21 protein-coding genes are annotated in these 21,819 nt (G+C 61.3%); 8 read left to right on the top strand and 13 right to left on the bottom strand.

The window, feature by feature from the left end:
- The gene (locus tag MRS74_RS00315; RefSeq protein WP_254578275.1) at positions 1-432 is read left to right on the top strand and encodes a YqaA family protein; all 432 of its coding nucleotides are present in this window, start codon (positions 1-3) and stop codon (positions 430-432) included.
- 81 nt (positions 433-513) lie between these two features.
- Here MRS74_RS00315 and MRS74_RS00310 read toward each other — a convergent pair whose 3' ends face one another.
- The 6 genes from MRS74_RS00310 to miaB all read right to left on the bottom strand — a co-directional run bounded on the left by MRS74_RS00310 (position 514) and on the right by miaB (position 6,221).
- On the bottom strand, positions 514-834 hold the full coding sequence (locus MRS74_RS00310) for a carboxymuconolactone decarboxylase family protein (protein WP_254578274.1): 321 nt from the start codon (positions 832-834) through the stop codon (positions 514-516).
- Between the two features lie 80 nt (positions 835-914).
- Positions 915-2,480: an apolipoprotein N-acyltransferase gene (lnt, locus tag MRS74_RS00305; protein WP_254578273.1), complete on the bottom strand. Its 1,566-nt coding sequence runs from the start codon at positions 2,478-2,480 to the stop codon at positions 915-917.
- Between the two features lie 14 nt (positions 2,481-2,494).
- Positions 2,495-3,337, bottom strand: coding sequence for a CorC family transporter (locus MRS74_RS00300; protein WP_254578272.1), 843 nt, complete (start codon positions 3,335-3,337; stop codon positions 2,495-2,497).
- 12 nt (positions 3,338-3,349) lie between these two features.
- Positions 3,350-3,805: an rRNA maturation RNase YbeY gene (gene ybeY / locus MRS74_RS00295; protein WP_254578271.1), complete on the bottom strand. Its 456-nt coding sequence runs from the start codon at positions 3,803-3,805 to the stop codon at positions 3,350-3,352.
- Entirely contained in the window at positions 3,802-4,812 is a 1,011-nt protein-coding gene (locus MRS74_RS00290) for a PhoH family protein (RefSeq protein ID WP_254578270.1), read from the bottom strand. Before MRS74_RS00290 ends, ybeY begins: the two co-directional genes overlap by 4 nt.
- 59 nt (positions 4,813-4,871) lie before the next feature.
- Positions 4,872-6,221: a tRNA (N6-isopentenyl adenosine(37)-C2)-methylthiotransferase MiaB gene (gene miaB / locus MRS74_RS00285; protein ID WP_254578269.1), complete on the bottom strand. Its 1,350-nt coding sequence runs from the start codon at positions 6,219-6,221 to the stop codon at positions 4,872-4,874.
- A 200-nt stretch (positions 6,222-6,421) separates the two neighbouring features.
- Between miaB and MRS74_RS00280 the strand changes: the two genes are divergently transcribed.
- A complete protein-coding gene (locus tag MRS74_RS00280; protein ID WP_254578268.1) occupies positions 6,422-6,748 on the top strand; it encodes a DUF1820 family protein in 327 nt (108 codons plus the stop codon).
- Positions 6,749-6,835: 87 nt separating this feature from the next.
- Here the strand turns inward: MRS74_RS00280 and MRS74_RS00275 are convergent, their stop codons facing one another.
- Together MRS74_RS00275 and epmB are read right to left on the bottom strand one after the other, a co-directional pair.
- Entirely contained in the window at positions 6,836-7,369 is a 534-nt protein-coding gene (locus MRS74_RS00275; protein WP_254578267.1) for a hypothetical protein, read from the bottom strand.
- Between the two features lie 125 nt (positions 7,370-7,494).
- The gene (gene epmB / locus MRS74_RS00270) at positions 7,495-8,514 is read right to left on the bottom strand and encodes an EF-P beta-lysylation protein EpmB (RefSeq protein ID WP_254578266.1); all 1,020 of its coding nucleotides are present in this window, start codon (positions 8,512-8,514) and stop codon (positions 7,495-7,497) included.
- Positions 8,515-8,634: 120 nt separating this feature from the next.
- Here epmB and efp point away from each other — a divergent pair, with 120 nt between their 5' ends.
- Positions 8,635-9,198, top strand: coding sequence for an elongation factor P (gene efp / locus MRS74_RS00265; RefSeq protein WP_067377782.1), 564 nt, complete (start codon positions 8,635-8,637; stop codon positions 9,196-9,198).
- A 127-nt stretch (positions 9,199-9,325) separates the two neighbouring features.
- On the top strand, positions 9,326-10,300 hold the full coding sequence (epmA, locus tag MRS74_RS00260) for an EF-P lysine aminoacylase EpmA (RefSeq protein WP_254578265.1): 975 nt from the start codon (positions 9,326-9,328) through the stop codon (positions 10,298-10,300).
- A 37-nt stretch (positions 10,301-10,337) separates the two neighbouring features.
- On the opposite strand, the gene MRS74_RS00255 is transcribed toward epmA, so the two are convergent.
- Positions 10,338-11,492: a MalY/PatB family protein gene (locus MRS74_RS00255; protein WP_254578264.1), complete on the bottom strand. Its 1,155-nt coding sequence runs from the start codon at positions 11,490-11,492 to the stop codon at positions 10,338-10,340.
- 328 nt (positions 11,493-11,820) lie between these two features.
- On the opposite strand from MRS74_RS00255, the gene MRS74_RS00250 reads away from it, so the two are divergent.
- The 4 genes from MRS74_RS00250 to MRS74_RS00235 are packed head-to-tail and all read left to right on the top strand — an operon-like array spanning position 11,821 to position 15,444.
- On the top strand, positions 11,821-13,362 hold the full coding sequence (locus MRS74_RS00250) for a 2-isopropylmalate synthase (protein ID WP_254578263.1): 1,542 nt from the start codon (positions 11,821-11,823) through the stop codon (positions 13,360-13,362).
- Positions 13,362-14,312, top strand: coding sequence for a uracil-DNA glycosylase family protein (locus tag MRS74_RS00245; protein ID WP_254578262.1), 951 nt, complete (start codon positions 13,362-13,364; stop codon positions 14,310-14,312). Before MRS74_RS00250 ends, MRS74_RS00245 begins: the two co-directional genes overlap by 1 nt.
- Positions 14,305-14,754: a ribosomal protein S18-alanine N-acetyltransferase gene (gene rimI, locus MRS74_RS00240; RefSeq protein ID WP_254578261.1), complete on the top strand. Its 450-nt coding sequence runs from the start codon at positions 14,305-14,307 to the stop codon at positions 14,752-14,754. The genes MRS74_RS00245 and rimI overlap by 8 nt, the downstream gene beginning before the upstream one ends.
- Before the next feature lie 21 nt (positions 14,755-14,775).
- Positions 14,776-15,444, top strand: a complete 669-nt coding sequence (locus tag MRS74_RS00235) for an energy-coupling factor ABC transporter permease (protein WP_254578260.1) — start codon at positions 14,776-14,778, stop codon at positions 15,442-15,444.
- A gap of 3 nt (positions 15,445-15,447) precedes the next feature.
- On the opposite strand, the gene MRS74_RS00230 is transcribed toward MRS74_RS00235, so the two are convergent.
- The 4 genes from MRS74_RS00230 to MRS74_RS00215 all read right to left on the bottom strand — a co-directional run bounded on the left by MRS74_RS00230 (position 15,448) and on the right by MRS74_RS00215 (position 21,767).
- On the bottom strand, positions 15,448-15,990 hold the full coding sequence (locus MRS74_RS00230) for a response regulator transcription factor (protein ID WP_254578259.1): 543 nt from the start codon (positions 15,988-15,990) through the stop codon (positions 15,448-15,450).
- A complete protein-coding gene (locus MRS74_RS00225; RefSeq protein WP_254578258.1) occupies positions 15,977-17,245 on the bottom strand; it encodes an ATP-binding protein in 1,269 nt (422 codons plus the stop codon). The genes MRS74_RS00230 and MRS74_RS00225 overlap by 14 nt, the downstream gene beginning before the upstream one ends.
- A gap of 159 nt (positions 17,246-17,404) precedes the next feature.
- On the bottom strand, positions 17,405-20,548 hold the full coding sequence (locus MRS74_RS00220; protein ID WP_254578257.1) for an efflux RND transporter permease subunit: 3,144 nt from the start codon (positions 20,546-20,548) through the stop codon (positions 17,405-17,407).
- A 16-nt stretch (positions 20,549-20,564) separates the two neighbouring features.
- Positions 20,565-21,767: an efflux RND transporter periplasmic adaptor subunit gene (locus MRS74_RS00215; protein WP_256557720.1), complete on the bottom strand. Its 1,203-nt coding sequence runs from the start codon at positions 21,765-21,767 to the stop codon at positions 20,565-20,567.
- Positions 21,768-21,819 lie beyond the last annotated feature (52 nt).

Here is a 21,819-nt window from a genome sequence, read left to right as displayed (position 1 = left end):
ATGACTGAATATCTTTTGCTGTTTGGCGGCGCTTTTGCTGCTGCTACCATTCTGCCGTTTTACTCCGAAGTTTATCTGGCAATTCTGTTGTCCGAGCAGCCTGCCAACTGGGCCTGGCTGTGGCTGATTGCCACCTTGGGCAACACCCTGGGCGCGGTGCTCAACTGGTGGCTGGGGCTATACATGCTGCATTATCGTGAGCGGCGCTGGTTTCCCGTCAAGGCGCGGGAGCTGGAGAAGGCGCAGCGCTGGTTTCAGCGCTTTGGCGTCTGGAGCCTGCTGTTTGCATGGCTGCCGATCGGAGGCGATGCGCTGACCTTTATCGGCGGCATCATGCGGGTGCGGCTGACTCACTTTATCGTGCTGGTGGGCATCGGCAAGGGACTGCGCTACCTGGTCGTCATCTTGTTCGCGGATGCACTGTTGTTCTGAATCGCTATGGCGTTAGAAGGGGCTGCGGCCCTCTCTGGCATCGTCATCTTGTTCGCGGATGCACACTGCTTTTTTAAAAGCTCAGTTTTCGCTCAGCACGTCTTCTACCCAGCTCAGCGCCGCCATCATGGCGGGAAACCCCAGAGTACTGGTGAGCAGTATAACGGCATGGCGGATTTCATCTGCACTGGCACCGGCGTCCAGTGCGCGGCGGCAGTGGCTGTGCACGGCGCCTTCGGAGCGGATGCTGGCGGCTGCGGCGAGCTGAATCAGCTGGGCGCTTTTCTCATCCAGCGGACCTTCCTCGCGCACCGCCTTGCCCAGGTTATCCAGTGCGCCGGCCAGTTTTTTGTACCGGCTGCGAAACTGGATATAGTTTTTCGGAAGCTTCGATTCGGCCATGGCAGCCCCTCCTGATTGATCCCGCGTACCACCTTACGCCTTGCAGCATAGCAGTCCGGCCAAGGCTGGGCTGGGCGTTCTTAAGGGCGCGGGTGCATGCGCACAGCCGTACGGGAGCTACTGCGGGAGTTCGAGCGTGATGTGCGCAGGCGGGAGATCAGCGCCAGGCTGCACAAGAGTGCCGCGATTAGCAGGGCTGGCCAGACGCCGCTGCGCTGATAGGGGGTCAGGCCGCGCATGCCCTGCACATGATCGACCAGCACAGCGCTCTGGTAGCGCGGCGCCTGGGCGCGTATCTGCCCATGATTGTCCACCAGTGCGCTGATGCCATTGTTGGTGGCCCGGATCAGCCAGCGACCGTTTTCCAGTGCCCGCATGCGGGCAATCTGCAGATGCTGGTCCGGCGCTATGGAGTGGCCGAACCAGGTATCGTTGGATACGGTCAGCAGCAGATCCGAATGCAGGCTTGAACGCCGCACCAGCTCCGGATAGGCAATCTCGTAGCAGATGGCCGCGGCTATGCGGTGCGGTCCGAATGGCAGCGGCTGCTGTTCGCTTTGGGGCAGGCTAAAGGCCGACATCGGCAGATTGAAAAAATCGATCAGGCCGCGCAGCCAGGATTCCAGCGGCACATACTCGCCAAAGGGTACCAGCCGCTGCTTGTGATAAAACGCGGGTTCAGGTGTCAGGATCGCCAGGCTGTTATGGTAGATGCTGCGGGCAGGGTCCTGGTTGTCCGGTAACACCGAGGGCAGGCCCGAGATAAAGCCGGTGCCGCTGCGCGCAAGTGCCTCGACAAAGGGTCTGAGCTGGCGTTCGGCCCGGTAAAGGGTCGAGGGGATGGCGGTTTCGGGCCAGACCAGCAGATCGACCGGGCCCGCCTGCAGGCTCAGCTGCTGATAGCGGCTGATGATGTCGAACAGACGGCCCGATTCCCATTTCATTTGCTGGGGAATATTACCCTGTACCAGTGCGACCTTGAGCGGTGCGCCTGAGGTCTGTGTCCAGCTCAGTGGCAGCAGGGCGACGCCGGCCAGTGGCAGGCTTAGCAGCGTTGCGGTCAGTACCCGGTTGCGGGTCGTGCGTGCCAGCAGCAGATGCACCAGGCCGGTACCCAGCAGCACGGCGATCAGGCTCAGCGCCCAGACGCCGCCCACCGGTGCCCAGAGCGCCAGAGGCGTGTCGATCAGCGGATAGCCCAGATAGAGCCAGGGAAACCCGGTCAGCAGCCAGCTGCGGACCCATTCCCAAAGCAGCCAGAGGCCGACAAAGCCGAGCCACTGGCCGCCGCCACGGCCAAAGAGGCGGCCGTACATCCAGCCCTGGGCCGCGCTCAGCAGCGCCAGGGCGGCGACAAAGGCGGCGGTAAGGAGTCCTGCCAGCCATACCGAGGCATTGCCGTAGGTATGAATGCTGACATAGACCCAGGATATGCCGATGCCATAAAAGCCCAGCCCAAACAGCCAGCCAAGCCAGGCCGCACGGCGGGCGGACTGATCCCGCAGGCAGAGCCACAGCAGCGCCGGCGCAAAGAGCGCCAGCGGCCAGAGGTCAAAGGGGGCAAAAGCCAGCGGTGTCAGGCCGCCGGCGAGGGCGGCTGCCAGCGCTCGAAGCCAGAGCGGGACAGCAGGATCCTTCGCAAACATAGGGGTATCCGGGATTAACGGGACTGGCGGCTGACCTGCAGCAGACGAATGCGGCGGTTGTCGGCGGACAGCACCTTGACGGTGAATTCGTCCAGTTCGACACTTTCGTCCTTGCGCGGCAGGTGACCGAAGCGCTGGGTGACGAGACCGCCGATAGTGTCGAAGTCATCGTCGGGCAGGCCAACATCGAAATACTCGTTAAAGTCCTCGATGGGGGTCAGTGCCTTGACGATATAGCCATTGTCGTCGAACAGGCGGATATTGCCGTCATCATCGTCAATGTCAGTTTCATCCTCGATTTCGCCGACGATCTGTTCCAGTACATCCTCGATGGTGATCAGGCCGGCGATGCCGCCGTACTCATCGACTACCACTGCCATGTGGTTGCGCGTGGCGCGGAACTCCTGCAGCAGCGTGTTAAGACGCTTGGATTCGGGAATCACCGTTACCGGACGCAGGGCGTTGCGGATATCGAAGTTGTCGTTGTTATCTTCCAGAATCAGCGGCAGCAGTTCCTTGGCCAGCAAAATACCCAGTACTTCGTCGGGGCTTTCGCCGATTACCGGAAAGCGGCTGTGAGCGCTGGAGATGATCACTGGCAGAAAGTCGCGTGGCGACTGCTCTACCTGAACGACCACCATCTGCGAGCGCGGGACCATGACGTCCCGCACCTGCATTTCGGCCACTTGCATGGCGCCCTCGATGATGCCGAGGGCTTCAAGGCTGAGGACATTGTCCTCAACGGATTCGCGCAGCAGGTAGAGCAAGTCTTCCTGGGTGCGGGGTTCGTCGGCAAAAGCCTGGGCAAGGCGGCCAAACCAACTTCGGGGTTGGCCCCCCGATCGGTCAACGCTCATGGTGTTCCTCGATTAGCGTTCCTGGTAAGGATCCGGGATGGACAGGTCGGCAAGCAATTGCCGCTCCAGTGCTTCCATCTCTTCGGCGTCCTCGTCCTTTATATGATCGTAACCCAGCAGATGCAAGGTTCCGTGAATAACCAGATGCGCCCAGTGATCGAGCAGCGGTTTTTGTTGCTCTGCAGCTTCACGTGCGACGACCTGGGCACAGATGACCAGATCGCCGAGCAGGTCGAGTTCGATACCCTCAGGTACCTCGAAGGGGAAGGACAGTACGTTGGTGGGCTTGTCCTTGCCGCGGTACTGCAGATTCAGCGCCTGACTCTCATGGCTGTCGACCACGCGAATGCAGAGTTCACCGCCGTCGAAGCGGCCGTTAAGGGCGGCCTCGACCCAGGTCTGGAACTCTTCATCCCCGGGGATATCCGCAGCCTCGCTGGCCCGTTGCACTTCTATGCTGGGTTTCAAGACGGACGGACTCCTGCTGTCGAGGCGTTGGCCTGTTCCAGTTCATAGCGCTCATAGGCACGCACTATGTGTTGCACCAGCGGATGACGCACCACATCCTTGGCCGAGAAGTGGGTAAATCCAATTTCCTCGACATCGCCCAGCACTTCCATGGCGTGTTTGAGGCCCGACTGGATGTGCTTGGGCAGATCGACCTGGGTGATGTCGCCGGTAATCACGGCGGTGGAGCCAAAGCCGATGCGGGTGAGGAACATTTTCATCTGCTCGCGGGTGGTGTTCTGGCTTTCATCCAGAATCACGAAGGAGCCGTTGAGCGTGCGACCGCGCATATAGGCCAGCGGTGCCACTTCGATGATGTTGCGCTCGATCAGTTTGGTGACGCGTTCGAAGCCCAGCATTTCATAGAGGGCGTCGTACAGTGGGCGCAGGTAGGGATCCACCTTCTGGGCCAGGTCGCCGGGCAGAAAGCCGAGCTTTTCGCCCGCTTCCACCGCCGGGCGCACCAGCAGAATGCGGCTGACTTCTTCACGCTCCAGGGCTTCCACGGCGCAGGCTACAGCCAGATAGGTCTTGCCAGTACCGGCGGGCCCTATGCCGAAATTGACGTCGCGGGTGCGGATGGCGCGCACATACTGCTGCTGATTTTCACCACGCGGGCGAATATGCACCTTCTTGGTACGGATGCTGACGTTACTGTCGGTGCCGCCCTGATCGATGCGGTTCTGCAGCAGTTCGACACCGGATTGCTGCAATTGCAGGTGCACGGCTTCGGGCGTCAGCTGTACGCCGGCGCTGGCTTCCTTGTAGAGATTGTGCAGCATTTCGGCGACAACGCGCACGATTTCCAGATCGCCAATCAGCTGAAAGTGATTGCCGCGATTACGGATTTCAATATGCAGGCGTTGTTCGATCAGTTTGATGTGCTCATCGAGCTGGCCACACAGGTTGGCCAGGTGTTCGATGTTGTCGGGTTCGAGGGTCAGGCGTAGCGTTTGCGCTGTGTTCAATTTGGCTCCTAGTCAGTAAGCACAGGACATGGGATGCCCTGCGGCTACAGAGTTCGTGTTCAGTGTGTTTGATCCAGCTCCGAGCTGATCAGTTCCCCGTGAAGCGAGTTGGCATAAGCTTCCAGAATTCTTACATCGGCGAAGTGGCCGATCAGGTCCGGATTGCTGGCGCGAAAGTTGACCACGCGGTTGTTCTCGGTGCGCCCGGACAGCTCGCCCGGATCCTTCCTCGAGTAACCGTTCACCAGTATGCGCTGCACGCTGCCCACCATGCGACGGCTGATCTGCATGGCCTGGGCAATAATCCGATCCTGCAGGATCTTGAGGTGCAGTTTCTTGGTCTCTTCCGACACCGTATCCGGCAGGTCAGCGGCAGGCGTGCCGGGACGGCGGCTGTACACGAAGCTGAAGGAATGATCGAAGCCGATATCCTGAATCAGGTTCATGGTGGCCTCAAAATCCGCTTCGGTTTCGCCGGGAAAACCGACGATGAAGTCCGACGAGAAGCTGATGTCCGGGCGCAGCTTGCGGATGCGGCGCAGCTTGGACTTGTACTCCAGCGTGGTATGGCCGCGCTTCATGGCCATCAGAATCCGGTCCGAACCGCTTTGTACCGGCAGGTGCAGGTGGCTGACCAGCTCCGGCACTTCGGCATAGGCGTCGATCAGGTCGTCGCTGAATTCCACCGGATGGGACGTGGTGAAGCGAATGCGGTCGATACCCTCGATGCCGGCGACCCGGCGAATCAGCTCGGCGAGGCCGGCGGTGTCTCCGTCGCCGGTGGCGCCGCGGTAGGCATTGACGTTCTGACCCAGCAGGTTCACTTCACGCACGCCCTGTTCAGCTAGCTCCTGGCATTCGGCCAGCACGCTGTCCAGAGGGCGACTGACTTCCTCGCCGCGGGTGTATGGCACCACGCAGAAAGTGCAGTATTTGCTGCAGCCTTCCATTATCGATACGAAGGCTTCGGCACCCTCGACCTTGGGGGCGGGAAGGTGATCGAACTTTTCGATTTCCGGGAAGCTGACATCCACCACGCCTTTCTGGCCCTGGTGGGTCAGATCGATCATTTCCGGCAGACGGTGCAGGGTTTGGGGTCCAAAAATCATGTCCACGTAGGGGGCGCGCTTATAGATGGCTTCGCCTTCCTGGCTGGCGACGCAGCCGCCCACACCTATCACCAGGTCAGGGTTGCGATCCTTGAGCTTGCGCCAGCGGCCGAGTTGATGGAACACCTTTTCCTGGGCTTTTTCACGTATCGAACAGGTGTTGAGCAGCAGCACATCCGCATCTTCCGGGTTGTCTGTCAGCTCCAGCGCATGGCTTTCACCCAGCAGATCCGCCATACGGGACGAATCGTACTCGTTCATCTGGCAGCCATGGGTTTTGATAAACAGCTTCTTCGCCATTTCTCACCTGTATTGATTAAACGGGTTGCTCTGGGGAGTCGGGTCTGGCCTGCTGCTTGACACAACAGCGCCGCATCCGCCCCCGAAAGGACCGCGCATTATACTGAAAGTGGGCGGGGCTGCCTAGATTTTGAGCAGCCTTGTATCGAGCGATTTCGCCCTCATTATAAAGCGTAATACAGTTAGCAGCAGCACAGACCATGACCAGTGACGAACGAATGTATCGGGTGCAATTCATCAATCAGGATCAGGTGTACGAGCTTTATGCGCGCCATCTGTGCCAGAGCGAGATGTGGGGCTTTATCGAGATCGAGGACTTTGTCTTTGGCAGCCGTTCCGAGCTGTTGGTGGATCCTGGCGAGGAAAAACTGAAAAAGCAGTTCGGGGACGTAAAGCGATCCTATATTCCGATGCAGGCCATTATTCGTATCGACGAAGTTCGCCAGCAGGGGGTTCCCAAGATCAGCGAAGCGCGTGGCAGTGTTACGGCCTTCCCGTTGTCGGTACCGCCGCGCAGGGAGCGTTAGTGGCTCGCACGCCGAAGGATTAAAAAGATGGCGGCGGGGCAGCCGGCAGGCCGGCGCCCCTGGGGGTCATTGTAGTGCTGCCTGTTGCTAATGCTGTGCCAGAGAGGGCCGGCAGCTGTTATTCAGGCTGGGATCGAGAATCTCGCCCAGGCGACTCTCGTTGTAAAACTCGTTGGCGCCATCCATATAGATGATCTCGACACCCTCGACTTCAAAGCAGGTTGCCTTGCTGTTGCTCCAGATCTTGTCCCACTTGTGCTCGCCCGCGCTGCTGAAGGGCCGGAAGGGGCCGGCAACGCGCAGCCAGGTATCGGGCCTGTTGGTTTTCTTGGCGTTGATGATTTTGCCCTCGGCGTCATAGGCCGTGGTCTTGAACATCACAAACTGGAAGGTCTGCTCAGAGACGTTACTGAAGCTGATATGCGCATCGGTCAGGCCGCCCCTGCCGGGCTTGCTGGCACGAAAGCCGTGTATCTGCACAACGGGTTTGGGAATGGGGCGGACATACACAACAGGTTCTGGTTCGGGCTCCGCAACGGGGGCGGGCTTTTTGAACATATTGCCACAACCGACCAGCGTAATGGCGCCGGCGGCGACAACCAAGAGTTTCCAGGCTTTCATCTGAACAGGCTCCTGCGTAGATCCATGATGATTATTTTTCCTGCGGTGATGCTATTTTGACCGTGCCAGACTGAGTCTGTTCTGTGTGCTTGGGCATCGGGCCCAGATTGTCGCATGAAGCCGATTCAGGCGGTACTGTCTCCTCCGAGCGCCAGCAGGGTTTTCGAAGGGCGCCCCGGAATCTCCCGTGCAAGGCGCGGCAGCAGAAAACCGGGCAGTTCGGCCTGCAATGCCTGCATTAACGCCTTTGCCTCGTTATCACTGACATCAAAGTGAGCGGCGCCTGCCACAGCATCCAGTACAAACAGATAATAGGGTAGTACGCCGGCGGCAAAGAGTCGCTCGCTGAGTGCCTGCAATGCCTCGACGCTGTCATTCACGCCGCGCAGCAGCACCGACTGATTCAGCATGGTCACGCCGGCGCGCTTGAGTTGGTTGACGGCCAGGTCCACCTCGGCGTCAATCTCGTTGGCATGGTTGGCGTGCAGCACCATGACCGGCTGCAGGCGGGTGCCGGTGAGGGCATCGATCAGGCTGTCAGTCACCCGCTGGGGGATCACCACAGGCAGCCGGCTGTGCACGCGGATGCGGCTGAGATGGGGAATGTCGGCCAGGTCCCGGATCATGCGGGCCAGGCGCTTGTCGCTGGTGGCCAGCGGGTCGCCGCCGGAGAAAATGACTTCATTGACTTGTGGTTGCTGGCGCAGATACTCAAGCACTTGCTGCCATTGCTCCGGCCCCAGGCGGTTGTCGTCGTAGGGAAAGTGACGCCGAAAGCAGTAGCGGCAGTTGATGGCGCAGGCGCCGGTGAGAATCAGCAGCACCCGTCCCTTGTACTTGTGGATCAGGCCATCGTGGTGATTGGCGGCCATTTCTGCCAGCGGGTCGGTCACATAGCCCGGCACATGCAGACGCTCGGCGCCAAGCGGCAATACCTGGCGCAGTAGCGGATCATCCGGGTCGCCCTTGCGGATACGGTTGAGGTAAGGCTTGGGGACGCGCAGCGGGAAGTCACCGGCTGCCGCCAGGGCCTCTGCCAGCAACACCTCAGGCAGTTCCAGCAGGCGCAGCAGCTCGGCAGGATCGTCAATGGTATGACTGAGCAGCTGCTGCCAGTCATCGAGCAGTGTTACCGGAAGATTCATCAGGGGTCGCGGACGCAAGAAGGGAATTTGATCGCATTCTGCTTTCAAGTAGAATGGCTGTCAATTTTCGGGCACTGCCCGGTCTTCAGTTAGCTAATCGAGTCCCGAGACTTTCCGTATATGGCAAATTACTCTGCGAACCAGTTCAAGAACGGCCTGAAAATCATGCTCGACGGTGATCCCTGCACCATGACGGACGTCGAGTTTGTCAAGCCGGGTAAAGGTCAGGCGTTCACCCGTGTAAAAATGCGCAACCTGATTTCCGGCCGCACCTGGGAAAAGACCTTCAAGTCCAACGAATCGGCGGAAGGCGCTGATGTCATGGACCGCGACATGGAATATCTCTACAGCGATGGCGAGATGTGGCACTTCATGGAGCCTGCCACTTTCGAACAGTTTGCCGCCGACAAGAACGCCGTTGGCGATGCCCACCAGTGGCTGAAAGAACAGGATCGCAGCATGATCACGCTGTGGAACGGCAACCCCATCTCCGTTACTCCGCCCAACTTTGTTGAGCTGGCCGTGACTGAAACCGATCCCGGCGTTAAGGGTGATACTGCCCAGGGCGGCTCCAAGCCCGCAACCTTGAGCACCGGTGCCGTGGTTCGTGTACCGCTGTTTATCGAAGAAGGCGATATTCTGAAAATCGATACCCGCACGGGTGGCTACGTCAGCCGCGCCTGATTCGAGCCTGCGGTTTTTCAGCGACGGCAGCTTAGGCTGCCGTTGTCGTTTTTGGACCCTGGCGCCCGCTGGCATTGCCATTGCTTCGCCCGGCGGGCCTGATCGTTCAACCAAGACATCTTTATATATGAAAGCCCAAGACTGGCGCCCGAGCGCATCAATTGAAAACCTGCGTCGCCGGGCGCAGATTCTGGCCGCTATCCGCCGCTTCTTTGCCGAGCGCTATGTGCTTGAGGTGGAAACGCCGGCGCTGTCGCACTGCGCCGTGAGCGACCCCTTTATCGACAGCATTGAGGCGGCCTATGCGCCTTTTCCGGGCGGGCCGTCGCAGCCGCTGTATCTGCAAAGCTCACCCGAGTACGCCATGAAACGGCTGCTGGCGGCGGGTTCCGGTGCTATCTATCAGCTGGGACGGGCCTATCGCAACGGTGAGTCGGGCGGCCGGCACAACCCGGAGTTCACCATGCTGGAGTGGTATAGGCCGGACTTCGACGACCGTGCGCTGATGGATGAAGTGGAGGCGCTGGTCTGCGGCGTGCTGAGCTTGCCGCCGATTCGCCGCGTGACCTATAGGGCGCTGTTTCAGGAGCAGCTGGGGCTGGATCCGCTAAGGGCAACGCTTTCGGATCTGAAGAGCAGGGCGCGGGCGTCGCTCGATGTGGCCATGGAGGATGACGACCGCGACAGCTGGCTGAATTTGCTGATGTCGCATCTGATCGAACCTGCGCTGGCCGGACAGGGCGCCGTGTTCGTACATGAATTCCCTGCCAGCCAGGCCGCGCTGGCACGCCTGCGCCCCGGTGCAGACGGAACGCCGGTGGCAGCACGCTTTGAGCTGTTTATCGAAGGCATGGAGCTGGCCAACGGCTACCACGAACTCACCGATGCTGCCGAGCAGGCACGCAGGCTGGAGGCGGATCAGGCTGGCCGTGCCGCTCTTGGCCTGCCGCAGCGGCCGCTGGAAGAGCGGCTGGTGAGTGCGCTGCAGCAGGGGCTGCCTGATTGCGCCGGTGTCGCCCTCGGGGTGGATCGGCTGGTGATGCTGGCGCTGCAAACCCGCTCGATCCGTGATGTGATCGCCTTTCCATACGATCTGGCTTAGCCGGCTGCCGCAAGGCGTTTGCCAAGCCGTTGCAGGGCTAGGCCGGCAGGTGATTCAGCAGGGCGCTGCGTATGCGGCGTACGGCTTCTTCGAGCATGCCGCGGGGGCAGCCGAAGTTGAGGCGCATATAGCGGTCATCGCCGAAGTCCCGTCCCGGTGACATGCCGACGCCTGCCTGTTCGAAGAAGTGTGCCGGGTTGTCGAGCTTGGCGGCAGATACATCGATCCAGGCGAGGTAAGTGGCCTCCACCGGCTCCATGCGCAGGCCGGGAATGCTGTTGATCTCCCGCACCAGGTAATCGCGATTGTCTCGCAGGTAATCGATCTGGCGTCGGTTCCAGGCATCGCCATCGCGGTAGGCAGCCAGCGCCGCAGTGTAGCCCAGCAGGTTGACGTCCGGCACTATGCCCCGGCGCACCCGGCGGAAAGTCTTGCGCAGATCGGGGTCGGGGATGATGGCGAAGGAGCAGCCCAGGCCCGCGATGTTGTAGGTCTTGCTCGGCGCCATCAGGGTGATGGTGCGGGCTTCGATGCTGCTGTTCAGCGAGGCCAGCGGCAGGTGTTCGACGCCCGGCTCCAGAATCAGATCGCAGTGGATTTCATCGGAGCAAACAACGAGATCATGCTGCTGCGCTATGGCCGCCAGGCGCTCCAGTTCGTCCAGCCGGTAGCAGGTGCCGCCTGGGTTGTGCGGGTTGCAGAACAGCAGCAGATGGCTGTCGGGGGTAATGGCGGCTTCCAGAGCATCAAGATCCAGCGTCCAGCGTGAGCCCTGTTGCTGCATAGGTACGGTGATCAGCTGGCGAGACGACAGCCGCGGAGCAGTCATGAAGGGCGGATACACGGGTTTGGGCGCCAGTACGCTGTCACCGTCGATACCGACACTGCGACAGCTGAGATTGAGGCCGCACACCAAGCCCGGCAGCCACACCAGCCAGTCGGCACTGATCGTCCAGCCGTAGAACCGCTGCATGCGCTCGATCACCAGGCGATTGAGTTCGGCCGGCGTCTGGGTATAGCCGAAGACGCCGTGGCTGATACGCTGCTGCAGCGCTTCGGTCACGGCCGGCGGCGACATGAAGTCGGTATCGGCGACCCACATGGGCAGTATTTCACTGTCGCGATACTTTTCCCATTTCTCGCTGGCGGTATCGCGGCGGTCGATAATGCGGTCAAAATTTTCTGGGGCCATGCTGCACCTTTTCGCGTTTGAGCCTGGGTTGCGGGCCATTGTAGCGGCACCGGGTTGCAAATAGTCAACGCGGCGTTATAGTTACGAACCGGAGCAGCCAGGCACTTCATTCCACCCTGTTATCGCAGTGATTGCAGGCCCGGGAAGAGGCCTGTACGCGGACTCGCAGTGCTGTAATCGGGCGCGCTGAGTGACTTGATTAGCGGGATGCGACCTGATTTTTCCTCCCCTCTTTCCTTTATATTAGTATCCTGTGAGCAGACCAGGCCGCATCCCGCCTGTGACGGCAACAACCGGGCGACGCCGCAACCCATTTGGAGACTTCCCGATGAGCGATAACAACAGAGTCATCATTTTCGATACCACCCTGCGTGATGGCGAGCAGAGCCCCGGCGCCTCCATGACCCGGGATGAAAAGCTGCGCATTGCCCGCCAGCTTGAGAAAATGCGCGTCGATGTTATAGAGGCGGGTTTCGCCATCGCCAGCCAGGGTGACTTCGATGCGGTCAAGGCGATCGCCGATACGGTACGCAACAGCACCATCTGTTCACTGTCCCGTGCACTGGACAAGGACATAGACCGCGCTGGCGAGGCTCTGCGCAACGCCAATTCCGGGCGTATTCATACCTTTATAGCCACCTCGCCGATCCACATGAAGTACAAGCTGCAGATGCAGCCGGATCAGGTGGTGGAGCAGGCGGTGAAGGCCGTTACCCGGGCCCGCAACCTGATGGACGATGTCGAGTTCTCGCTGGAGGACGCCAGCCGCTCCGAATTTGATTTCATGTGCCGCATTATCGAGCAGGTTATCGATGCCGGTGCGCGCACCATCAATATTCCGGATACCGTGGGCTATGCGGTGCCGCAGGAATTTTCCGCGACCATCGCGCGGCTGATTCAGAACATTCCCAATGCTGACAAGGCGATCTTCTCGGTCCACTGCCACAACGACCTGGGGCTGGCCGTGGCCAATTCCCTGGCGGCGGTGTCGGCCGGTGCGCGACAGGTGGAATGTACCGTAAACGGCCTGGGCGAGCGTGCCGGTAATGCCTCGCTGGAAGAGATCGTCATGGCGATCCGTACGCGCCACGATACCCTGGGCGTGACCACCAATATCGATACCACCCAAATCGTGCCGGCCTCCAAGCTGGTGTCCAGTGTGACCGGTTTTCCGGTACAGCCCAACAAGGCCATCGTCGGCGCCAATGCCTTCGCCCATGAATCGGGCATTCACCAGGACGGCGTGCTCAAGCACCGCGAAACCTATGAAATCATGACGGCCGAAGATGTGGGCTGGCACACTAACCGCATGGTGATGGGCAAGCATTCCGGTCGCAACGCCTTCCGTACCCGCCTCGAAGAGCTGGGCACCAGCGTGGCGTCGGAGGCCGAGCTGAACGATGCCTTCGCCCGCTTCAAGGATCTGGCGGACAAGAAACACGAGATTTTCGATGAAGACCTGATGGCGCTGGTGTCCGATACCCGTGCCACCGCCGGTAACGAAACGTACCGCCTGAGCAGCTTGAGGGTAACCTCCCAGACCGGTGAAGTGCCGGAGTCCAGCGTGACCCTGATGGTCAACGGCCAGGAACAGTCGGCGCAGGCGGTGGGGTCGGGTCCGGTGGATGCCACCTTCAAGGCGATCGAGTCCATGGTGCAGTCGGGCTCCAGCCTGGAGCTGTACTCGGTCAATGCCATCACCAGCGGCACCGATTCCCAGGGTGAAGTCACCGTTCGGCTGGAGCTGGGTGGGCGTATCGTCAATGGGCTGGGCGCCGACACCGATATTATTATCGCCTCGGCCAAGGCCTATGTGCACGCGCTGAATCTGCTTGAGGCCAACGTTCAGAAGGCCCATCCCCAGGTTTGATGAACGCTCAGGATTCGCAGTCACAACAGCTACGTCACCAGTATCTGCAGGCGATGGGCATCAGCAGCTGGCTCCCGCGGGAGCCGCTGGCCGGTGCCCGGCCGTCTGACGACTGGGTGTGGCAGTTTCAGCAGGGTGCGACGGATGGCTGGGGTGACGGCGAGAGTCCGGAGTCGGATGTTGATGACGCCGGTACAGTTTCGGCTGCCCCCAGCGGTGCCGGTCGTGCGGCGCTGCTGGACAGTCTGGAGGCTTCGCCTGGCTCCGTCTCAAGAGCTGCGCCCGCAATACATGAAACAGCAAGTCCTGTCGCTGCTTCTGTCGCTCCATCGGCCGCTACTTCTATAACATCGCCTGCCGGTGTTGCTGCAACAATGCCAACAGCTGCACCTGTGCCGTCAGGGGCTGACGAGGCCGCAATGCCGCGGGCACGGCGCCCTGAGCCGCAGGTTGTGCCGGAGTTCAAGCTGGCGTTTTTGTCCATGGGGGAGGGTCTGGTGATCGACTCCCTGCCGCCACAGTCGCGCGGGGGCTTCAGTCCCGCGCACCTGCGACTGGCGATGTCGCTGTGGCGTGCCCTGGGCATGCCGGCAGCGGAGCCGCCCCGGGCGCAGCTGCTGCCCTGGCCTGCCTTTACCAGCCGTTCCCTCGACCAGGGCTGGGAGCAGGCCCAGACGGCGGTGCAGCGCAAGTTCGACCTGATGCTGCAGCACTCACCGGCGCGCTTTGTGCTGCTGCTGGGTGACGCGGCCGCGGGGCTGCTGCTGCAGTCGCCCGAGGGCGGTGATGGCATGCGCGGCATGCTGTTCAGGCCGCGTAGCCATGTGCCGGCGCTGGCCACGGCGAGCCTCAGTGAAATGCTGCAGCTGCCGGGGTGCAAGCGGGATGTCTGGCGGGATCTGCAACCGCTGATTCGTCACCTGGCGCAAGTGACGCCCGCCGATGGCTGAGGTTCGAGCGCTGGAGCTTGCTGATCTGGCAAGCCTGAATCGGTTGCAGCCGCAGTGCTTTGATCCGCCCTGGAGCCAGGACATGCTGCGGGCGCGCCTGGTGCATTCCCGGGGTCTTAATCTTGGTATCTTCTGTGACGGTGACTTGCAGGGCTTCGTGCTGTTAAGTCATGTGCTGGACGAGGCCGAGGTGCTGCAGATTGGCGTGGCGCCGCAGTATCAGCGCGCAGGCCTGGCGCGCCAGCTGCTGACGCAGGCGCAGGCGCAGCTGGCAGGGCTGGGCATCGAACGTCTGATGCTCGAGGTGCGGGCCTCCAATCGGCCAGCGCTGGGACTCTACCGCGCATTGGGGTTCATCGAGGATGGACGCCGCAGAGGTTATTACCCCACCTCGACCGGTCACGAGGATGCGGTGCTGATGAGTGTTCGCCCGGGCGGTTGATGCCAACAGGAGAAAACCCGAATGAGTATCACCGACGGCCTGCTGACAGGCGCTGCTCCGCTCTGGTTTCACGCTCTTTTTGCGCTGTTTCTGCTGCTGGCCCTGTGGCGCCTGCCCTGGGGTGTGCTGCTGGGAAACCGGCACCTGCAGCATCTGTTTTTCGGCAGTACCGTGGCGCTGACGCTGCTCTGGACCTTGCGCGCCGGCATTTCACCGGGGCTGGGCATTCACTTTCTGGGCATGACCACCCTTACGCTGATGTTCGGCTGGGATCTTGCGATCATCTCGGCAACCCTGGCGCTGCTGGGCGTGACCGGGGTCGGGCTCGAAAGCTGGCAGGGTTTTGGCTTTAACGGCCTGTGCACCATCCTGCTGCCGGCACTGGCCAGCCTTGGCATTCTGCGGCTGGTGGAGGCGCGCCTGGCGAAGAACTTCTTTATCTATTTATTCTGCTGTGCCTTTATCGGCGCGGCTGTTGCTGTGGCGCTTGCGGGCCTCGCGGCGGCCCTGCTGCTGTGGGGGCTGGATGTCTACCCGTGGGATCGGATCAGCCAGGAATATGTAATGCTGCTGCCGCTAATCATGTTTCCCGAAGGTCTGCTCAACGGCATCCTGATGACCGGCATGATGGTGTTCTATCCCGACTGGATCCGCAGCTTCAATGCCCGCATCTATATCGACGACCAATAGCGGCTACCGCTTGACCGGGCGCTTCAGCAGTTTGCGCTGCAAGGTGCGCCGGTGCATGCCCAGTGCCCGGGCGGTGGCGGAAACGTTGCCCTGGTGCTCCCCCAGTACTTTCTGGATATGTTCCCATTCCAGCCGGCTGACCGACATGGGCTGGGTGTCGATCTCCATGCCGGGGTCGGCATCACGCTGTGCCAGTGCGGCCAGTATCTGGTCGGCATTGGCGGGTTTTGGCAGGTAGTTGCTGGCGCCAAGCTTGATGGCTTCGACCGCCGTGCTGATGCTGGAATAGCCGGTCAGTACCAGGATGCGCATCGCTGGGCTGGCGGCGCGCAGGTGCGGGATCAGCGTCAGACCCGAGGCCCCCTCCATTTTAAGATCCACTGTCACCTGGTCCGGCAGCTGTGCCTGCAGGCATTGCAGTGCCTGCTCGACGCTCTCGGCGAGCTGGACTTCATAGCCACGCAGGCGCATGGCCCGGGCCAGAATGCGGCTGAAGGTAGGATCATCATCCACGATAAGAAAATGCCGGTGTTCAATCCTGTTCATCGGGCTGCCTGTGGCTGGGTTTGCGGGGCAGCCGGACTTCGGTCAGGGTGCCGCCCTCGGGATGGTTGTAGAGCCGCACCTCGCCATCAATGCTGGCCAGGGTGCTGGTGGTCAGGAACAGGCCAATGCCGAGTCCGCGCCCCTTGGTGGTGACAAAGGGCTTGCCCAGGTCTTCGCTGCGCTCCAGTGGCAGGCCCGGCCCGCGGTCACGGATACGCAGCCAGCAGTTGCCGGTATCCCAGCTCAGCTGGATGCGGATATTGTCCGGGCAGGCATCGGCGGCATTGTTCAGCAGGTTGAGCAGCGCCTGGCGCAGCGAGATCGAGCACAGCATCTGCGGGGCCTCGCCTGGGTCTATCTGCAGCGTGTAGGTGATCTGCGGGCGCATTAACTGCCATTGTTCCAGTACCTCGCGCAGCAGCTTGTCGACGCCCAGCAGCTGGATGTTGTCCTGTTCGTCGCGTACCGAGTGGGCCAGGCTGCGCAGGCGCTCGGAGCAGCTGTCGACCTGGGTCTGCAGCAGTTGAATATCCTCCAGTAACTGTGGTGAAGCCTGGTGCTCCAGCGCCATTTCGTGCAGCAGCACCTGCATGGTGGCCAGTGGCGTCCCCAGTTCATGGGCGGTGCCGGCGGCATGGGTCGCCAGCGCCAGCAGCTGCTGATCCTCTATACGTTTCTGACGCTGGCGCTCCAGTCGATGCTGCTGTTGCAGCATGTTCTCGTGCATGCGGGCGACAAACCAGCCGATCAGCAGCACTGTGAGCAGAAAATTCAGCCACATGCCGGTGACATGCAGATCGAAAAGCGAGGTTCCCGGATTCGGATGCCCGGCCTGCGCCGGCCAGATGGGGATGGAGTGCTGCAGCAGTGAGCCGTAGATCGCCACGATCAGCGCGGCCATGAGCCAGGTGTAGCGCCACGGCAGGGTCGTGGCCGCTATGATCAGAGGCACCAGCAGCATGAAGATAAAGGGATTGCTGGCGCCGCCGGTCTGGTAGAAGAGCGCGCCGTAGAGGGCGGCATCGGCAGTCAGCTGGCCAAAGAGTTCCGGATTGGTGACCGGCAGGCGTGAATGCAGCCGGGCGTAGGTAAAGGCATTGACAAGTGTCATGGCCAGCAGGGTGGCGACGGCCTGCCAGCTGTGCAGCTGGGCGTCCAGCTTGTAGACGGCATAGAGCAACAGGCCGCCAAGCCCGAACAGGGCCAGGGTGCGCAGGTAGGTCAGTTGCAGCAGTTGTTGGCGATTGCCGTGCACAGGGCAGCTCCACAGGCGCAGACGGGTCGGCGGCCATTATACCCGCCCTCTGGCGCCCGGGGTATTTATGCGGTGCGTGAAGGGCGGGAGCTGTGCCCGGTCGGGGTCAGCTAGCAGGCGCCGAGTACCAGGCTGCCGATGACAAGGCTTAACAGGCAATTAGTCATGGCTGAGTGCCTCGGTGGTGGCGACGCTGACGCTGGCACGTCGTCCGAACAGGCGCATGACCGTGACATAGAACAGCGGCACAAAGAAGATAGCCAGCACTGTGGCACTGATCATGCCGCCCATGACGCCAATGCCGATGGCGTTGCGGCTGCCGGCGCCGGCACCGGTGCTGATGGCCAGCGGCAGTACGCCCAGAATGAAGGCCAGGGATGTCATCAGGATGGGACGCAGACGCATGCGGGCGGCTTCAATCACGGCCTCCACCAGACCGGCGCCCTGATCGTGCAGATGCTTGGCGAACTCCACGATCAGGATGGCGTTCTTGGCCGAGAGCCCGATGGTGGTGAGCAGGGCGACCTGGAAGTAGACATCGTTGGACAGGCTGTAGACAAAGGCCGCCACCACTGCGCCCAGTACCCCCAGGGGTACCACCATGATGACCGAGAACGGGATGGTCCAGCTTTCATACAGCGCCGCCAGGCAGAGGAAGACAATGAGGATCGACAGCGCGTAGAGTGCCGGTGCCTGATCTCCCGCCATGCGTTCCTGCAACGACAGGCCGGTCCATTCGATACCGACGCCGGGGGGGAGTTGGCCGACAAGGCGCTCGACCGCGTCCATGGCGTCGCCGGTACTCATGCCAGGTGCGGCCTGGCCGACGATATTCACCGCCGGTGAGCCGTTGTAACGCTCCAGACGCGGCGAGCCGTAGCTCCACTGCGTACTGGCAAAGGCGGTAAAGGGCACCATGTCGCCGTCACTGTTGCGGACATGCCACAGCTTCAGGTCCTCCGGCGTCATGCGAAAGGGTGCATCGGCCTGCAGATAGACTTTTTTCACCCGGCCTCGATCAATAAAGTCGTCGATATAGGCCGAGCCCCAGGCGATGGAGAGCGCATCGTTGATATCGTCTATGTTCAGGCCCTGGGCCAGTACCCGGTCGTAATCAATCTTGACTTGGAACTGGGCGGTATCGTTCATGCCGTTGGGGCGCACGCCCATCAGCGCAGGATCCTGTGCCGCCATGCCCAGCAGTTGATTGCGGATCTCGATCAGGCGTTCGTGGCCCAGGTTGGCGCGATCCTGCAGGTAGAAGTCAAAGCCGCTGGCCGTTCCCAGCTCCGGAATCGGCGGCAGGTTGAAGGCGAAGGCGTTGGCTTCCTTGATGCCCATGAGAAAGCCCATGGTGCGGCCGATAATGGAGTCGGCGTCACGCCCCGGTGCCTTGCGCAGATCCCAGTCCTTCAGCTTGACGAAGACAATCCCTGCGTTCTGGCCGCTACCGGCAAAGCTGAAACCGGCCACCGTGAGCACTGAATCAATATTGTCTTTTTCCGCTTCCAGCAGATGGCTGCGGGTGCGGTCCAGTACGGCCTTGGTGCGCTCCATGGAGGCGCCGGCCGGCAGCTGCACCAGGCTGAAAAACACACCCTGGTCTTCGTTCGGCAGGAAGGAGCTGGGCAGGCGCACGAAGAGTACCGCCAGCACGACGATCAGGCCCAGGTAGAGTACGCCATAGCGGATACCCTGCTTGACGATCCGCCGCACACCCTTGGTGTAGCCCTGGGTGCCGTTATCGAACATGCGGTTGAACCAGCCAAAAAAACCGCGCTTGTTACCTTGGGCATGGCTATCCACGGGCTTGAGCAGGGTTGCGCACAGGGCAGGCGTCAGCACCATGGCGACGAGTACAGACAGAGCCATGGCCGACACTATGGTGAGGGAGAACTGGCGATAGATGGCGCCGGTGGCGCCGCCAAAGAAAGCCATGGGCACGAATACGGCGGACAGCACCAGTGCAATGCCGACCAGGGCACCGGTAATCTGCCCCATGGACTTGCGCGTGGCCTCGCGGGGGGACAGGCCCTCCTGTGCCATGATGCGCTCGACGTTCTCTACTACCACTATGGCATCGTCAACCAGCAGGCCTATGGCCAGCACCATGCCGAACATGGTGAGGGTGTTAATCGAGAACCCGAAAGCCGCCATCACGCCAAAGGTCCCCAGCAGCACGATCGGGACCGCAATGGTGGGTATCAGGGTGGCGCGGAAATTCTGCAGGAAGAGGTACATGACGAGGAACACCAGCACTATGGCCTCGAACAGTGTCTGTACGACTTCCTGGATGGAAATTTTCACGAAAGGCGTGGTGTCGTAGGGGTAAACCACGGCCATTTCAGCCGGGAAAAACTCGGACAGCTCGGCGAGCTTTTCCCGCACGGCCGTTGCGGTATCCAGGGCATTGCCGCCGGTCGCCAGCTGAATCGCCACGGCGGCGGTCGGCTGGCCATTGTAGTAAGCCTCGGTGCCGTAGCTTTGGCCGGCGAGTTCGACCCGCGCCACGTCCCTGAGATAGATTTTGGAGCCATCGGCGTTGACGCGCAGCAGCAGGTTGTTGAATTCATCAACATTGCTTTTGCGTGCCTGGCCCATGAGGGTGGCGCTGAACTGCTGTCCGTCAACCGCCGGCAGGCCACCGAGCTCGCCAATGGCGACCTGGCTGTTCTGCGACTGGACGGCGCTGCGCACATCCTGCGGCGTCAGGCTGTAGCTGTTGAGCTTGTTGGGATCGAGCCAGATGCGCATGGCGTACTGGCTGCCAAAAACGGTGACATCGCCCACGCCTTCGATACGGCTCAGTGGCTCGCGCAGGCTGGCCGTCATGTAGTCACCCAGGTCCTGGCTGTTCATGCTGCCGTCCTTGGAGATCAGGGCGGCAACCATCAGAAAGCCGGTGGACGACTTGGATACCTTGATGCCCTGTGCCTGCACTACCTGGGGCAGCTGCGGGGTGGCCAGTTGCAGCTTGTTCTGCACCTGTACCTGGGCGATATCGGGATCGGTGCCGCTGGTAAAGGTCAGGGTAATGGTGGCGTTGCCGGCGGCATCACTCTGGGCCGACATATAGCTCAGGTTATCCAGCCCGGTCATATTCTGCTCGATCACCTGGGTGACCGAGTTTTCCACCGCCGTTGACGATGCGCCCGGGTAGCTGGCGTTGATCTTGACCGTCGGCGGAGCGATGGTCGGGTACTGGGCCACAGGCAGTGTCAGGATCGACAAGGCCCCTGCCAGCATGATGACGATGGCGATAACCCAGGCGAAGATAGGGCGGTCTATGAAGAATCTGGCCATAGCGGCGCGCTCCTGGTTAGTGCTGGCTGGCGTCGGCTTTGGTGGTGGCGCCGTTCTGCTGGCTATCGTTCTGAGCGGCATCCGGGGTGCTGACCCGCACGGTCATGCCGGGGCGTACCTTCTGGGTGCCGGCGGTGATAACGCGAACGCCGTTCTCCAGGCCAGATTCAACCAGCCACTGATCACCAATGGCACGGCTGATATCTATTTCACGCAGGCCTACGGTGTTATCTGCATCCACGGTCAGGACAGTGGCGCGGCCATTGGGCGTGCGTGTAACGGCCACCTGGGGTACCAACAGACCCTGGGGGCGTTCGCCTTCGGTCAGTTCACCACGTACAAACATGCCGGGCAGCAGGAACAGATCCGGGTTGGGGACCTCGGCGCGCAGGTTAACCATGCCGGTGCTTTCATCGACGCTGACATCGGCGAACTGCAGCAGGCCCTGCTGATCATGTTTTGAGCCATCCTCCAGCAGCAGGGTAATGACAGCCTTGTCACCTGCGACTGTGACCAGGCTGCCATCGGCCAGGCTGCGCTTGAGGCGCAGCAATTCGGTGGTGGACTGGCGCATGTCAACATAGAGCGGGTTGAGCTGCTGGATGCTGGCCAGGGCCAGGCTCTGCTGGGCTGTCACCAGGGAACCTTCGGTAATGGCCGATTTGCCAATACGGCCGGCAATAGGGGCCTTGATCTCGGTGTAGGCCAGATTGATGCGCGCGGCATCCAGCTGTGCCTGGGCCGAGGCAATCTCGGCCTGCTGCTGCTTCAGGCTGGCCTGGGCATCGTCATGATCCTGGGTACTGATGGCATTGGTCTTGACCAGTTCCGCATAGCGTCGCGCCTTGAGGCGGGCGCTGCTTTCGGACGCACGTGCCTTGGCGACGGCAGCCTCGGCAATGGCGACCTCGGCCTTGTGGCTGGCGGGGTCTATGCGGTACAGCACCTGGCCTGCCTTGACGTCCGAGCCTTCAGTGAACAGGCGCTCAAGAATGATGCCGCTTACCTGGGGGCGAACTTCGGCGATGCGGTAGGCGCTGGTGCGACCGGACAGCTCGGTAGTCAGGCTGACCGGCTGGCTCTGCAGTGTTACCACGTCTACTTCCATGGCCATGGGTGCGCCCATGCTGGCATTGGCGGGGCCTGAATTATCGCAGCCAGTGAGCAGGATGCCGGCCAGTACGGCGACGGACAGCGTACGACGGATTGGAGTGTTCAAAATAGTGCACCCTGATTGGTTGCGCTGCGCGGTTGCCGGTTTTTGCGGCGGC

The sequence above is a fragment of the Marinobacterium sedimentorum genome (assembly GCF_024267675.1).
GTDB classification, from domain to species: domain Bacteria; phylum Pseudomonadota; class Gammaproteobacteria; order Pseudomonadales; family Balneatricaceae; genus Marinobacterium_A; species Marinobacterium_A sedimentorum.
Note: the sequence above shows the minus strand (reverse complement) of the source record. Positions and strands in the feature narration are given on the sequence as shown.